The organism is Staphylococcus pragensis, assembly GCF_004785665.1.
GTDB classification, from domain to species: Bacteria; Bacillota; Bacilli; order Staphylococcales; family Staphylococcaceae; genus Staphylococcus; species Staphylococcus pragensis.
The window spans coordinates 73,053-88,433 of the sequence record NZ_SRPJ01000001.1 but is presented as its reverse complement, the minus strand read 5'-3'; the positions used below and the strand labels follow the sequence as shown (position 1 = coordinate 88,433).

The following is a 15,381-nucleotide window of genomic DNA, read 5'->3' as shown; positions in this document are numbered from 1 at the left end:
TTTATGACAACAGTATTTATTGATGGCGATGCTTGTCCAGTAGTCGATTCAGTTATTGAATTAACTTCTGGGACAGGCATTTTTGTTACAATTTTACGTAGTTTTAGTCACTTTTCAAATAAGGTTTATCCTGAACATGTGAAGACGTTGTATATAGATGATGGCCCTGATGCCGTAGATTATAAAATTATTCAACTAGCAACCTCGGATGATATTGTGATTACACAAGACTATGGTTTAGCTAGCTTACTGTTATCTAAAGTTCAACTGGTGATGCATCATAAAGGGCATATTTTTAATAATCAAAATATAGATATGTTATTACAACAACGTTATAATAACGCACTTATTAGACATCAAGGTGGTCGACATAAAGGGCCTCCCCCATTTTCAAAAGAAGATAAACAACAATTTAGAATAGCATTTAAACAAGTTATTCAGCAATTGAAGGAGGATACAATATGAAACGTATTGCGGTATATTGCGGTGCAAGTAAAGGAAATGATCCAATTTACGTTGAAGAAGCTTACAAATTTGGTAAGTATATGGCCGAGCAAGGTTACGAGTTAGTGTTCGGTGCTGGTTCAGTTGGGATTATGGGCGCCATTCAAGATGGTGTATTAGATCATGGTGGTCGTGCCATTGGTGTGATGCCTAAAATGTTAGATGAACGTGAAATTACGAGTCAAAAAGTAAGCGAATTGATTCTAGTGGATTCAATGCATCAACGTAAAGAAAAAATGACGGAATTAGCAGATGCCTTTGTAATGGCTCCTGGTGGTGCAGGATCACTTGAAGAATTCTTTGAAATGTATAGTTGGGCTCAAATCGGCATTCATCAAAAACCTATTGGCGTTTTCAATCTAAATGGCTTCTTTGAACCGCTTCAACAGTTAATCGCTCATATGATTGGAGAAGGGTTTATTGATAAAAAGTATAAAGATTTAGCCCCTCTTTACGATACAAAAGAGGAATTAATAGAGGGTTTATTAAATTATAAACCTTTAGGTGTTCGTACATACGACTAATTTGGCAATAATTAAGCGACATTAAGAATGGATACCATATCCGTTCAAATGTCGCTTTTTTCATTAAGTTAATTTTTTATAATAACGTATTTGTCGCTTTAACATATGGTATTTACTTAATTCTGGTAATTCAAAGTTGTCGTAAAAGGTCATACCAATTTTTTCCATTACTTTTCTGGAAGGTAAATTCTCTTCAGCTGTGAAGCTATATATCTCTTCAATGCCTTTTTCTTTTGCAAATTCAAGTACGGCTTCAGCACCTTCTGTAGCAATTCCATTGCCCCATACTTCTGGAATAAGACGCCAGCCAATTTCGTATAGCGGTAATTCTTCGAATGGATATTTGCTATCTTTAGGTAAGTAATTCACGCCGATATATCCCAACCATTCTCCCGTTTCTTTAAGTTCGACTGCAAATAAACCGATGCCCTTTTCTTTAAGTATGTCATCCATCTTTTTCATGTCTAATTCAGAACGACGATAGCTCAATAAACTTGGGAAATAACGTCTCACTTGTGGATTGGCATTCATTTTTTGAAAAGGTAATAAATCTGCTTGTTCCCAATCGCGTAATTTTAATCTTTCTGTCTCAATATAAACTACCATTACGACCACCTCAATACAGAGAAAATACAATTATTAAAAAAGTGCGATATGGTCGAAGATCCATAGCACACTTTATTTATACTTCGTTCTATTAAACTTTCTAGATTAAGCTTTTGAAATATAGCTAATAAGTTTAATGTGGACTGGAATTTCTTTTAATCGGTCACGTTGATCTTTCGGTGCAATAAATGTAGCATCTACAAAATCATTACGATGATTTAATTTAAATGTCGCAACAAATGTATCTGTGTCTGATTCAAAGTTTGGTAAATGTGCTACTACACGTTTAATTTCACCAGTAGAGTCTACAATTGTGCGTCCAGTAATATTCTCAATTTCACGACCTAATTCCGGTAATGTGATGTCGCGACCTTCTAAAATGTGAAAATCTTGTTCATGCATAAGTCATCTCTCCAATATTGTTTTTATTTAAATTTGTAACTAATCTAATTCTTAAAATTTTATAATTATGAATCATTCATAACTACATATACTCATCTTTTATTCATACGTTGTTGAATATGTATGAGCTAATTGTTGATAATGTAAGTATTTGTCTTACGTTTACCCTACCTCAATTATAATCAAACTTTTTACATACTGTGCTTATATCGCCATCAATCTAAAATGGAAATATTAATTAGACAATGCTTGATTGTCTTGAGTTGTGGAATCTAAAGTGTTTTTTTAATTACTAGATGAACTATTCTCTTCAGATGAATTATCATCAACATTTGAATTTTGAGTGGAATCACTCGACTCATTACTACTATTGGAATTAGACTGTTCTCCGCTATTATTAGAATTTTCAGCGCTTGCATCCTCATTTGATGATGTTTCAGATGACTCATTGCTTTGAGTATCTTGAGAAGCCTTTGATTCCGACTCATTGCTAGACGCTTCACTTGAACTATCTGAAGAATCCTTCTCATTATCACGCTCTTCTTCTTTTTTAGCTGATTCAGTCGCTACCGAATGGTCAACGTCTTTTTCTAATTTTTCGCGTTGCTCATTCAATTTTTCTTTTTGTTTTTCCAAATCTTTCTTTTGATTTTTCAACTCATCATTTTCTTTTTTCAATTGCTTAATATCATGTTCTAATGATGCTCTTTCGTCACTCTTACCACATGCAGATAACATGAGCATTGCAGATAGCAAAAGTACTAACCATTTCTTCATGTTTCTCTCCTTTAATTACAAGTCAATACACCTTATTTTAACACGAATTAAAAATCTGTTCATTGGATTACCTTAAGTCTTTACGCATCTTGAGATGACTAACTTCATACCCTCTCGCTTTGTTAATATGAATCATTTTCTCATTGTTAGCATCTACTGTTCCTTCTATCGCTGAAGCACCTTGATTAACCGCCCATTGTTCTAACATTCGTTTTAATTGTGTAGCATAACCTTTTCCTCGAAAATGAGGACCCGTATACAACATTTCCGTTATTACTGTATCGAAGCTTCGTTCATAATGTCCCCAAACAAAAGCAATTAATTGTGCTTTTTGGCTATCAAGTTTTATAAATATTACACCTTCACTATACTGAAGTCTTCGAACAATCATTTCTTGTCTTAATGCAATCGACATACGCGTAGCATTATAATCTACTTCACGCTGTTCTAAATAATATTCATGGAGTCTCGCAATTGTTTCAATCCATTTTGTATCTTCAATCTTTAACTTTTGCATAAACTTTTTCCTTTATTTTCAGATTATATTCTATACTTAACTATGATATGATTATCCATATTTAACATATATTAATCTATTTTTTTAAAACTAAAAAAGTTTAGACATTAAGGGAGATTAAATCATAAATGAAATCCACTGCCAAGTTAGCACGTGAAAATAATGTTAAATCATTACGCTTAAATAATACAGATAGAGAAATTTTTGAAAACTATATGACGTACGTTCGTGCTGATTTACGTGTTAACCCACACGATAGTGAGCTCATGCTTAATCGTATCTTAAAGCAACTACTTGCTGCTGAACAAGAAGGCACATTGGCTTTAGAATTTTTCAATCATGATCCAGAGGCGCATGCGAAGAAAGAAATTAAATCATTACCTAATGAAACATTTCAAAATATCTTTAAATATATTTTTAGAAATTTTATGTTCTTAATCGGTATATTTTGTTTTTTCAAAGGATTTATTGGGTTCTTTATTGGTGGAGATAACAATGATGTTTATTTATATTCATTTCCTCTTACTGTAATTGTTAGTATTTTTATTATATTTTTATTCATTCTTGTCATATTTAAAACGGTTCAATTACAAAGTTTTAATAATTCTCATTGGATATGGTTATTTAATTATGGACTCATTATTTTATTAATTATTGCGTTATTTTACGTTATTTTTATTCCACAATCATTTTTAAATTTTGGTCCTTATATCCGTATTAGTAATTGGGCTTTTATTATTATGTCGCTCATAATTACACCGATTGCGTTTTATATCGAACATCATTTTGGCAACCAAGATTCAAATACTGTCTTATAAATTAATCATTTTTCCTATCTTTTCAAAATATATACTTTTGATATAAAACGAGCCCATAAATGCGTCTTAGCATTTATGGGCTTTTCGTGTGATTATATATTTTAAATTTTAACTATCCTACAAACCACACATCAATGAAGAACCAAATGACCATGATCACCATGATGATGGCTTGTGCTACTGTACTTGCCAAGAAGGCCATTACTGAGCCAAAACTTGCTTTTAGAGCTTTTCCAAAATCAAAATCTTGTATTAATTCAACGACTAATACTGCTACAAATGGCACGATAATAATACCAAATGGTGGTAAAACAAAGCATCCTACAATAACGCCAATTAATGCGACGTATTCACCTAATTTAGAGCCACCAAATCGATTTACGAAATATTTATTCATTATGAAGTCTGATAATAAAATGAAGACGGTAAATATAATCATCGCTACATAGAATATCCATGATAATCCTTTATCGTGAAAACCGAATTGATAAATTAAAAAACCAATCCATAATATAAGTACAGATGGAATAATTGGTTTAATTAATCCAATAAAAGCAATGATAAATGCTAATATAATTAAAATCCATAGTATGATATCCATTATTCCACTCTCACATCCGCTTCTGTAAATTTTTGATCTTTAGTAAACAAGATTAAAATCATGCCTAAGAAAATAGATGTCGCTGAAACGAAGAACACATTCTCCAAACCAACCCAATGACTCATAGCTCCACCTAATAAATTTCCTAACAATTGACCAATTACCATCGCATTCGCAAATAGCGTCGATGCATAACCTGGGAAATCAGGTAAAATATCTTGGAAGTAGCTAATTCCTAGTCCTAATAGAATCGCTAAAAATAATGCTAAGAAAATTTGGCCAACCATCATCATATAAATGTTCTCAAATACACCAATACTAAAGTAAAAAGCACCACCGCTAATCGCGCCAATAATCAATAGCGTGCGCGTGGCAAATTTCGCTGATAGTATACCTAAAATCACCATGAATGGTACTTCTAAGCCGGCGCATAAACTTGCCAATGTGCCTACATATCCTTCTTCTTCTTTTAAATAATCAGTGACAAATAAAGGCATGTTCATTGTATACATCCACTGACCAATATGTAATAAGATAAAGGCAATAAATGGAATAAAAAGTGTTTTATCCTTCAACATATTCGGGGCTGTTTTCTCAATATTTGCTGTGCCACCTACTTGATCTTGTGGATTTAAGTTCAAGTCCTTATAAAAGAAAATTTGAAGTACTAATGTAAATAAAAGAATAATAACCGTACCGCCGAAGAGGCCTGCGTAGCCTGAATATTGAATTAAGTATGCGCCAATTAAAGGACCGAATAAAAATCCAAATGAGAACATAGAACGCAATACGGTATTAGCAAACTTGGCATTATTTCTGGACGAGGACGCATTAATAGACTCTCTTGCAGATGCATAAAGTTGAGGCATAGCCGGTGCAAATAACCCTTGAAAAATAGCATACACAATAATAAATAACCATTGATTATGTATATAAAAATAAATTGAAAAACTGATGGCTCCCATCAACAATGCGCTTATAATTAATACTTTCCGATTCACTTGATGTGTATCAGAAAAGCGCGCTACGATAGAATTCACCGTAAATTGACTGACTGCCGCTAAAGCTAGCAGTAGTCCGAATTGGTTAGTAGACATCCCCAATTCCTTCGTTGCAAATAAAACAAAATAAGGCACCGTAATGGCGATCCCCATTCCTAATAACATCATATTTACAACAAATAACTTATAGTTTTTAATATGCAATAATGCTGTAAACATAGAATACACCTCAGTTCTTCGAATCAATTGCACTATTTAGAAACTATTATCGAATATAGTTAAGCATAAGCGTAACAAATGATTCAACTTGTGGAAGTTGTAACATACTACTGTCATAACTCATGTAAGTTGAACGGATAAGTGGTTGTGAATCGATATTAACCTTCTCAAATTCAAATAAATTCTTATCGATATTCTTCATCATAATTTCCGGTAATATCGTTACCCCAACACCACTGATTAACATCTCCTTGCATGTCGCAACTTGGTCAACCGTAATCGTCGCGTGATAGTCTTGACCAAGATTCTCATTATACCACTCTTTAATCTGATTAATATAAATTGGATCAGCTTGAAATTCAATAAATGGTAGTTTAGATACTTCTTCACGACGTTCTTTCGGATAAATAAAGTAATGATCATCATCAAAGAGATGACTATTCGTCAAATTCATCACTTTATTTCCGCGTGTAATCATGACGTGATAATCTCTATGATTCGCTTTAATCTGTTCAGTTGATCCTACTTGAACTTGGATTTCTACATTTGGAAATTGTGAATTATATAAGCTAAGCACTTCTGGTAACAAGGTTTGTCCTATTAACGATGAACAGCCTATCGATATTGTCCCATTGACTTCGCCAATATGGGCTTGCATTTTATCAAAAAATAATCGCTCACGTTTTAACATATCACGTGCATGCTCAATAATCATTGCACCTTCTGTAGTTGTGATAAGTTGTTTCTTTGTACGAATAAATATGTCTACACCAAATGAATGCTCAATGGCTTTTAAACGTTGTGTTACTGCAGGTTGTGAAATATATAGAATTTCAGCAGCTTTGCGCAACGTTCTTGTTTCATCTAATGTAATTAATAAACGGTAATCCTCTATTTTCATAGCTTCCCCCTACTTCTGTTTATCCACGAATATGGCTATGACTGTTAAGATAAATGATAGTGAAGGTCATTTATAATAATTAAACTAATGATGTAGTAAACAACGCTTAAGATGTCACATTCATTGCACATAGGATACATATACGTGCGATGTGCGAAGTGCAATGTGCACTATTTAAGATGTGATTTATTTTGTTTCATATGATGCTTATACGTTTTATGATGAGTGATTTCACTTGGTTTATTTGAATGATTGGGTTTGTTTGGTTTATCCAATTTGCTCACCATTTTGTTGTAACAATACATAATACGCTGATTGACTTCCGAAAAGTTCTCACTGATTTCAATCATTAATTGATGCGCAATCATATAGGCTTCATGATATTGTTTTCTAGTGATTTGTCCATTTTCCAAAGCCAAAGCTAAATCATCTTCATCTACGAGTTCATATTCGCCTGTGGAGGGTAAGACTAAAACATCTAAAAATAAGTCTAATGTTCTCGCATTCCCTTTTTGCGTAATATTTTTAATATTAATATCAAAATAGTATTCCAACGGCTGACCTTTATCATCAAACATTGCTGTAATACTATAACGTTTCTTTTCCGGCAAGATTTGTAACCATTGATAGTTATCTTTAGCAACAACTATATTCTGGCCTACTACCGTCACCTCTAAAGGTTCGCGAACCTTCTTCATCGTGACCAAGCCAATAATACCCTTAAATCTATTATTATTTACCTTAACCTCTATGTAATCACGTTCAATAAGGCGACGCCAGTGACGTTTATCTATGTATTTTATTTTCATAAAGCCACCAACTCCTTGTCATTATTATATTAAACTGACCTAGTGATGTCATCTTAAGTCGTATATATTTGTAATTCGCACATATAGTCATTAAAGTTTTCATATTTATTTTACTACATCTATTAATCTTTTAGGGAAAATTGACAAAAATACTCGTATTTGATAACTTTATTTTACATTGTCAGAAAATTCTAAATAGAGTGTAAAGGAGTTTTGCTTATGTCAATTAGACCATTTCGAGCTGATCACGTTGGAAGTCTTTTACGTCCTCAACGCTTAAAAGAGGCACGCGCTAAATTTAGCAATAATGAAATTTCTCAAGAAGATTTAACACAAATTGAAAATGAAGAAATTGAACGTATTATTGAAAAACAAATTGAGATTGGCTTACATAGTATTACTGATGGTGAATTCCGTCGTAGTTGGTGGCACTTTGATTTCTTAGAAAATATTAATGGCGTAGAAGGTTATACACCTGAACACGGTTTAGAATTTGAAGGTGTAGAAACACGTGCACATAATGTGAAAGTCGTGGATAAAGTCAGCTATAATCCTCAACACCCCCACTTTGAGCATTTTAAATTTTTATATGACAAAGTAGATGGACGCGCTACAGCTAAAGTGTCTATTCTTAGTCCTAACCAATTATTCCACCCTAATATATTAAATGAAGATGTTTATCCTAATATTGAAGACTTTGCGCATGATATCGCTAAAGTATATCACCAATCCTTACAAAAATTTTATGATTTAGGTGCACGTTATATCCAAATCGATGATGTGTATTGGGCAGGATTAACTGAAGGTACTCAAAAAGTACGTGGACGTCAACGTACTGATGAAGAAAAAGTACAAGCTAGAGAACTTGCTTATAAAGTGATTAATGAAGCAGTAGACGGTTTACCCGATGATTTGGTATTAACGACACATATTTGTCGTGGTAATTATCAATCTACGTGGGCGATTTCTGGTGGTTACGAAGCCATTGCGCCGTATTTGTTTAAAGAACACTTGCATGGTTTCTTCCTAGAATACGATGATGATCGTTCTGGCGATTTCGAGCCTTTACGTTATTTTAATAAACAGGCGTATGCCGTGCTTGGTTTAATTACATCGAAAACGCCGGAACTTGAAGATAAGGAATTAATTAAGCAACGTGTCAAAGAAGCACAACAATATGTCGATTTAGACCATATTTGTATTAGTCCTCAATGTGGATTCGCCTCTACTGAAGAAGGTAACCGCCTTACTGAGGAAGAGCAATGGGCGAAGTTAGCATATGTTGTAGAATTGGCGAATGAATTGCTAGGTAGTGCTGAATGATAGGCTTGTTAATGTAAGAAAGCTACACGGAGACACGCATCACTCGCCTTTTGGGGGCGAGTGATGGGTGCTCGGTGTAGCTTACTTGTGTGGTAAAGCGTAGCGCTGGATGATTTCTTTATGTTCGGGATACATATGATGTAACTCGTCTTGGGTGAATAACTCGAAATGGTTAAATTCAAATGCTGGCTGGCACATACACCCTACCAAGCTATAACCTTCTGTATCAGTTAGACTTGAGGCGAAGATGGTACCTTTTGGCACGAGGTGTTGTAATACATTCCCCTTTTCCAAAAAAGGACCTAATTGTGCAGTTTGATAATCGCCGTCTGGTGTAATCATATGAATTGTTAAAGGTGCGCCGGCATGATAGTACCATACTTCATCGGCATCGATGCGATGGAAGTGCGAGATATCGCCTGTGTTCAGTAGGAAATAAATGCTACTGAATGGCGCTCTTTCTGAGTTACTCATATGTTCTCGCATCGTTTCTTTAAAGTAGCCACCTTCTGGATGGGGCGTAAGATTAAGATGCTTTATCCAATATTCTGCGTTAACATTCATTATTTTAAGTCCACGTTATGGAATACGTTTTGAACGTCTTCTAAATCTTCAAGTGCGTCGATTAATTTTTCAAATGTAGCTTGGTCTTCTTCAGATAATTCGATATCTGTTTGTGGTAACATTTCAAATTCTGCAATCTTGAAATCTTCAACACCTGTTTGACGTAAAGCATCTTGCACTTGTGCAAATTGATCTGGTTCAGCGTAAACGATGGTTAAATCGCCGTCTTCTACAACGTCTCTTACATCTACGTCTTGTTCCATTAATGCTTCAAGGACATCGTCAGCTGATTTGCCTTCAATACCAAATGTAGCAGTATGGTCGAACATGTAGGCTACTGAGCCAGATACACCCATATTTCCGCCATTCTTACCGAAAGCTGCTCTTACGTCTGAGGCAGTACGGTTTACGTTGTTCGTTAAAGCATCAACGATTAACATTGAGCCACTTGGACCGAAACCTTCATAACGTAGGTGATCGTAGTTTTCATCTCCAGCGCCTTTTGCTTTATCGATTGCTCTATCGATAATGTGATTTGGTACAGAATAAGTTTTAGCTCTTTCAAGCACTAATCTTAATGCTTGGTTAGATTCTGGATTAGGCTCACCTGATTTTGCAGCCACATAAATTTCTTTACCAAATTTAGCATATATTCTACTTGTATTTTTATCTTTTTGGGCTTTTTTCTCTTTAATGTTGTTCCATTTACGTCCCATAATGTCATCTCACTTTCATACTCAATAATCCTTATTATATAGTATTACTCTAGTGTTGTCTAAAGTAGGTGTGTCACATAATGGCTACCTATTTATTACTTTCTTTTTTATTAAAGCACAAAAAAAGACTGACAAAGCATAATCTTTGTCAGTACTCTCCCAATTTTTTTAAATGTTTAAAAATTTTTCCACATCATTAAATAAAGCATCAAATTTTTCAATATTCTTTTTATCCATATAGATAAAAATTTTTCGCTCATCTTCAGTTGAACGAACTTTACTTAATCTTTCTTTTTCTATAAGTCTGCGTATTGAAACTAATAATTTAGTTCTACTTAAATCCAGCTCTTCGATTGCTATCTTTAAAAAAGACTGCATTAAAATTTGTTCTTTCGCAGCATGTTCGTGAGCCAGTTTTAATAAAGCTAAATCATTTAATGTCAACTTATATTGTTTATCGATATATTCTGACAATGCTTTATATTGTTTGTAGAATTCGAGTAATTTATTCAATTTGTCATCATTCAATGCTACTTGCACCTCCAAATATAAGCAGACAACTTAATATCTATTATCCTTCATATTTGGAACCCTGTCGTTTGCATTTGTTTAGAAATATTTGTCGAATTTACTAACAAACTTAAATATTGTTGTGTAAAACTATTTATTTATATCATTTTATCTTTATATAATTTAATAATAATGAGACCATTGTAGTTTAGTTGTATTTTTAACGGTTCATTTTTAAATTGATGTTCAATAATTTTATATGCTGGATGAATTGAATGATCCATTTTTCTTAAGAAATTGTATGACCAGTCATATTTGTCTCTAATGTCTTTTGCAATTACATGCTCAATATTACCATGGAAATCGTCGACTTTTTGAATTTTAACTAAGTAATTCCGTTTGTATTCCTCATTTTTAAAGTCTAAATAAATATCCGTTTGATCATAGTCAGCATTTAATGACTCACTTTCAGATACACGCCAATCATATACAAAAATTGTGTAGTGAGTCCCATTGTTAATAACGATATAATTATCTTTAATATATTTAGGATAATTGCTCATTATAATAAGTTGATTAATAATTGTTCCTAGTATAGTCTTAAAGCCATTTTCATCAAATAAGTGTAACGCATTAAACAGATTAGAATAGTGCTTAAAATTAAAACCGATTCCATTAAAATAACATGCTGTTTTAGTAAATGTTTCCATTAATAAAGGCGCACTATTAGTTAAAACGTTGTGGTCACTATTTAAGAAATGATGATTTTCAAAGTTTAAAAATATAAACTTTTGCTCTTCTAAATCTATTTGTTTTAAAATGTCCCTTATATTTTGATAGCGTAAAATATTTTTCACTAACAAACGGTTATTTTCTTCTACAAGGTATGGCATTTTCAATTTAGCATTATCGATGTATAAAAATTCAAAATTCACTCTTTTTATTTGAGATTCTAATGTTTTAAATAGAACAGGATCATTGAGCAATTTGCTTATTTCCAAACCGAATGAAAATCGGGTTGTCTTATGTTGAATTTTTAAAATAACTCTATATATCGATTTTAAGTTAATTTTCTCTAAATCAAACACTAAGCCTAATACATGTTCTTCTTGAACTTGGATGTTATTTTTAGTGAAGTAGTCTAATACATTTTCATAATTTAATTCTAAAAAATTTATTAATTCTAAGTCTTCTAATCTAAAACTAACATTTAACTTATTCTCAATAATATATTTAAAGAGTTGCTGCCATTCATCCTCAGTAAGTTGTTCTTTAAGATCTTTCATATCGACTTTTAAATAAAATTTCAGTGTAGAATTTTCGTGATAAAGTACACGAGCAAATTCTTCTAAAAATAATAATCGAATTTCTTCAACCGTATTAACTTGTACAACTAAGTAATAGGGATGTACTGTACCATCTATTTTAGAATCAACATAAATTTTATGTTCAATTTTTTGTTGATAATATTGTTGTTTTAAGTTAATGAGATTTTCAATTTTATGTAAGTCATCATCTATATGACTTTCATAATCCATAAATATCGTTTTTTCATACTTATTACAGGAACGATAATCATTTGGAGTAATCCCTACATAACTTTTAAACGTTTTGGAGTAACTCGAAGCATTACTAAATCCAACTTTTTCGCTAATTAAACTAATAGTATCATTAGTGGTTAATAATAATTCAAAAGAGTTAGCTATTTTAAGAGTATCTATATATGTTTTAAAGCCTATATTTAATAATTGATTAAATTGCGCTGACAGATTGGATTTAGATGTGAATAATTTAGAGGATATATCTTTTAAAGTTAACTTTTCAGTTATATTGTCATTAATATATTTCAATACTTCACTTAGCTCACCATAGTATGAGAAATTATACTGATTATTCGCTATATTTTTTTCAATACTACCTTGTTTGCCGATAATATTAACGATATCTTCAATAGGTTGTTCATCTTCTGTTGTGGCAGTATTTTTTAAATAATTATCTGCTATTTGCAATAAAGATCGTTTTATCGCATTCACCGAATTGACTAAATTCATTGAATACTTGTAATCGAAAAATTTATAACCTTGTTCTCTAAACCAATCACTAGATATATATAGCATAATAGTCTTAGTATTTTCTCTGATAGAAAAGATATCTGAATTATTAATAATATAAATCTCATCATCTACAGTAACCAGTTTTGTGAAGTGTTTTACTTTCAACTGACCTTCTATTGGAAAAAGAAGTATTATTCCATCTTGACAGCGTTTCATACTATATTCATGTTTGGTTAATAAATGAAAATAGGCACTGGACATACATTCACCTCTTTCTTTTCATGCTAGCTTTACTCTTTTGACCGATTTATTTTTTCCTAAACATATTGATTTAGTGTTTAAATGTAAATCTACCACAATATTAAAACTAAATCAAAAATGCACCTATATATAAATTAAGTTTATTTTTTTATTAAATTAATATTCAAAAAAGCTAAAAAAAGATGTCACGTTAATTGCCATCAATTCTTACAAATATAAAGTAACTTGTCATAATAAATAATTACTCTACAAAATTGAAAAGATTGAAAACAATCCGTCAACATCTCTGATATATAATAAGATATTATATATTCTAAATTTTAGTTTTTAAAGCGATTTGCTAATCTTAACACATCTTTAATAATATTTAATAAATTGATAAAGAGGTTGAACCCCATTTCTCTAGGCGTAAAATTACCTCTCTTCATTCTATTAAAATCATATAAGGTATATAGTAAAAATAGAATAAGACCAATAATTGTAATGGCAGTATGATAAATTGGATTATGTACAAACATTCCAATTAAACCACCAATAATAAGTGCAATGAATGCTACAAATAAATACTTTCCTAAACTTGAAGCGTCGCTAATAATAAAATAGCCTAAAATACCAAATACAATAAAGGCACCTATCGCTAATAAAATGTTTTTATAAAATACTTCTGCACCTAAATTCTGAATATATGTCGTGAAAGTGGCATATGATAATAAACCTATGATAATAGCATAGATATGCGAAATAATTAATCCATATTTACGTGCACGTTGAATAAATAATGTAGCTAAAATAAGCACAAATAAAGCAATTGATAACGGTCTTCTCCATTCCATTGGTAAATATTGGCCAAAATAGCAACCTATTCCAAAGATTATCCAATAATATGTGAAGAAGAGCCAAACTTTAGAATAAGCATGAGCACTTTGACTATCGTGTGATTTATGTTTTTGCTTATTTCTAGAAGTAGTCTGCTGAGAAGCATTTGAAGAATCTGCCATGTTTCTAACCTCTCTTTAATAAATTTTATTTTCTCTGTCATTTTGATTGTAACTTATGATCCTTGAATTTTAAAAGTTCCAATCTCTTTCTTACCTTTTCTTTTTTTAATTTAGCAATGTTTTAGCATTACTATAATCATTTTCACCTATTTTAATTGTAAATTTTAGAAGTTACATGAATATGAAATGTTACAATTTTCTTCTTTTATAAAAAATATATATTATTACAAAGCCTTCAAACTCACGTGTATCAACGGGAGAAACTCTTTTACAAAAAACAAGTCAAATGTTAATAATATTACAAGATAATAACAATGCCCAAACTAGTTAAAAATTTTGATAACATATTTACGTGATATATGAATGAAATGATAAGTATTTAAGTAAAAAAACTAATTTATAATAATTATTAGGACTCGAGGAGGATATCAAGTTTGAAAAAGTTAGCATTCGCAGTTTCAGTTACATCTGGGGCCGTCGCATTATTTTCTCATCATAACGCTGAAGCGTCGACACAACACACTGTCCAAGCTGGCGAATCTTTATGGAGTATCGCCCAGAAATACAATACATCAGTAGATAGTATTAAACAGAATAATAACCTTTCCAATAATTTTATTTTCCCTGGGCAAGTACTTACAGTTGGCGGTTCAAGTAATTCTAGTGCTTCTACTTCAAGTACAAATACCGCTTCTACTTCATCATCAGTCTATACAGTGAAATCAGGCGATTCTCTTTATCTTATTGCTAATAAATATGGTGTTTCAGTAGATGCCATCATGAAAGCCAATAATTTATCTGGATATTTAATTACGCCAAATCAACAATTAAAAATTCCTAGTGGCAATAGCACTACTTCTACAGCTACTGCTCCTAAGGCTAATACAACTAACAAAAGTAATAGTTATACTTCTCCTACATACAGTCATCAAAATTTATATACAGCTGGACAATGTACTTGGTATGTCTTCAATCGTCGTGCACAAGCTGGCTTACCAATTAGTACATATTGGTCTGATGCAAAATATTGGGCAGGAAATGCTGCACAAGATGGTTATTTAGTTAACCATGTAGCTACAGTGGGTTCAATTATGCAAACTACTGCTGGTTTTTATGGACATGTAGCATACGTAGAACGCGTGAATGCAGATGGAAGTATTGTAGTCTCTGAAATGAACTATTTAAATGGACCTTACAACACAAACACACGTATTATTCCTGCATCAGTAGTTTCAAGTTATAATTACATTCATTAATTTATTAATTTATTTTAAAA

Annotated in this window: 18 protein-coding genes; 5 read left to right on the top strand and 13 right to left on the bottom strand. The window is 32.0% G+C overall.

All coding sequences use genetic code 11. The features are described 5' to 3' along the window. The first annotated feature begins 3 nt into the window (after positions 1-3). Together E2558_RS00460 and E2558_RS00455 are read left to right on the top strand one after the other, a co-directional pair. Positions 4-465 (top strand): YaiI/YqxD family protein, encoded by a 462-nt coding sequence (locus tag E2558_RS00460; protein ID WP_126565046.1) that lies wholly within the window; start codon positions 4-6, stop codon positions 463-465. After that, a complete protein-coding gene (locus E2558_RS00455) occupies positions 462-1,028 on the top strand; it encodes an LOG family protein (protein WP_126565045.1) in 567 nt (188 codons plus the stop codon). The genes E2558_RS00460 and E2558_RS00455 overlap by 4 nt, the downstream gene beginning before the upstream one ends. Positions 1,029-1,091: 63 nt before the next feature. Here the strand turns inward: E2558_RS00455 and E2558_RS00450 are convergent, their stop codons facing one another. The 4 genes from E2558_RS00450 to E2558_RS00435 all read right to left on the bottom strand — a co-directional run bounded on the left by E2558_RS00450 (position 1,092) and on the right by E2558_RS00435 (position 3,330). Beyond that, complete coding sequence (locus E2558_RS00450) at positions 1,092-1,634, bottom strand: GNAT family N-acetyltransferase (protein WP_126565044.1); 543 nt, start codon at positions 1,632-1,634, stop codon at positions 1,092-1,094. A 105-nt stretch (positions 1,635-1,739) separates the two neighbouring features. Further along, entirely contained in the window at positions 1,740-2,036 is a 297-nt protein-coding gene (locus tag E2558_RS00445; RefSeq protein ID WP_103298198.1) for a hypothetical protein, read from the bottom strand. A gap of 285 nt (positions 2,037-2,321) precedes the next feature. Next, positions 2,322-2,813, bottom strand: a complete 492-nt coding sequence (locus tag E2558_RS00440) for an SA0632 family lipoprotein (protein ID WP_126565043.1) — start codon at positions 2,811-2,813, stop codon at positions 2,322-2,324. Between the two features lie 67 nt (positions 2,814-2,880). Next, positions 2,881-3,330 carry a GNAT family N-acetyltransferase gene (locus E2558_RS00435; RefSeq protein WP_126565042.1) on the bottom strand — a complete coding sequence of 150 codons (450 nt, stop codon included), beginning with the start codon at positions 3,328-3,330 and terminating at the stop codon, positions 2,881-2,883. Between the two features lie 128 nt (positions 3,331-3,458). On the opposite strand from E2558_RS00435, the gene E2558_RS00430 reads away from it, so the two are divergent. Beyond that, positions 3,459-4,148 (top strand): DUF1129 family protein, encoded by a 690-nt coding sequence (locus tag E2558_RS00430; protein ID WP_126565041.1) that lies wholly within the window; start codon positions 3,459-3,461, stop codon positions 4,146-4,148. A 112-nt stretch (positions 4,149-4,260) separates the two neighbouring features. Here the strand turns inward: E2558_RS00430 and E2558_RS00425 are convergent, their stop codons facing one another. From E2558_RS00425 to E2558_RS00410, 4 genes are all read right to left on the bottom strand, one after another. Then, positions 4,261-4,749 carry a DUF456 domain-containing protein gene (locus E2558_RS00425; RefSeq protein ID WP_126565040.1) on the bottom strand — a complete coding sequence of 163 codons (489 nt, stop codon included), beginning with the start codon at positions 4,747-4,749 and terminating at the stop codon, positions 4,261-4,263. Next, the gene (locus E2558_RS00420; RefSeq protein WP_126565039.1) at positions 4,749-5,969 is read right to left on the bottom strand and encodes a sugar efflux transporter; all 1,221 of its coding nucleotides are present in this window, start codon (positions 5,967-5,969) and stop codon (positions 4,749-4,751) included. Before E2558_RS00420 ends, E2558_RS00425 begins: the two co-directional genes overlap by 1 nt. 46 nt (positions 5,970-6,015) lie before the next feature. Beyond that, the gene (locus E2558_RS00415) at positions 6,016-6,870 is read right to left on the bottom strand and encodes a LysR family transcriptional regulator (protein WP_126565038.1); all 855 of its coding nucleotides are present in this window, start codon (positions 6,868-6,870) and stop codon (positions 6,016-6,018) included. A 170-nt stretch (positions 6,871-7,040) separates the two neighbouring features. Then, positions 7,041-7,679: a ribonuclease FAU-1 family protein gene (locus E2558_RS00410; protein ID WP_126565037.1), complete on the bottom strand. Its 639-nt coding sequence runs from the start codon at positions 7,677-7,679 to the stop codon at positions 7,041-7,043. Positions 7,680-7,898: 219 nt separating this feature from the next. Here E2558_RS00410 and E2558_RS00405 point away from each other — a divergent pair, with 219 nt between their 5' ends. Continuing rightward, positions 7,899-9,002: a 5-methyltetrahydropteroyltriglutamate--homocysteine S-methyltransferase gene (locus tag E2558_RS00405; protein ID WP_126565036.1), complete on the top strand. Its 1,104-nt coding sequence runs from the start codon at positions 7,899-7,901 to the stop codon at positions 9,000-9,002. A gap of 81 nt (positions 9,003-9,083) precedes the next feature. Here E2558_RS00405 and E2558_RS00400 read toward each other — a convergent pair whose 3' ends face one another. The 5 genes from E2558_RS00400 to E2558_RS00380 form a co-directional block, all read right to left on the bottom strand. Then, positions 9,084-9,566, bottom strand: a complete 483-nt coding sequence (locus tag E2558_RS00400; RefSeq protein WP_126565035.1) for a cupin domain-containing protein — start codon at positions 9,564-9,566, stop codon at positions 9,084-9,086. Beyond that, entirely contained in the window at positions 9,566-10,282 is a 717-nt protein-coding gene (locus E2558_RS00395; protein WP_126565034.1) for a YebC/PmpR family DNA-binding transcriptional regulator, read from the bottom strand. Before E2558_RS00395 ends, E2558_RS00400 begins: the two co-directional genes overlap by 1 nt. A gap of 168 nt (positions 10,283-10,450) precedes the next feature. Further along, entirely contained in the window at positions 10,451-10,810 is a 360-nt protein-coding gene (locus E2558_RS00390; protein WP_126565033.1) for a transcriptional regulator, SarA/Rot family, read from the bottom strand. 140 nt (positions 10,811-10,950) lie between these two features. Beyond that, complete coding sequence (locus E2558_RS00385; protein WP_126565032.1) at positions 10,951-13,107, bottom strand: helix-turn-helix transcriptional regulator; 2,157 nt, start codon at positions 13,105-13,107, stop codon at positions 10,951-10,953. 320 nt (positions 13,108-13,427) lie between these two features. Continuing rightward, on the bottom strand, positions 13,428-14,105 hold the full coding sequence (locus E2558_RS00380; RefSeq protein ID WP_126565031.1) for a Bax inhibitor-1/YccA family protein: 678 nt from the start codon (positions 14,103-14,105) through the stop codon (positions 13,428-13,430). Between the two features lie 434 nt (positions 14,106-14,539). Between E2558_RS00380 and E2558_RS00375 the strand changes: the two genes are divergently transcribed. After that, a complete protein-coding gene (locus E2558_RS00375; RefSeq protein WP_126565030.1) occupies positions 14,540-15,361 on the top strand; it encodes a LysM peptidoglycan-binding domain-containing protein in 822 nt (273 codons plus the stop codon). Positions 15,362-15,381: the final 20 nt, after the last annotated feature.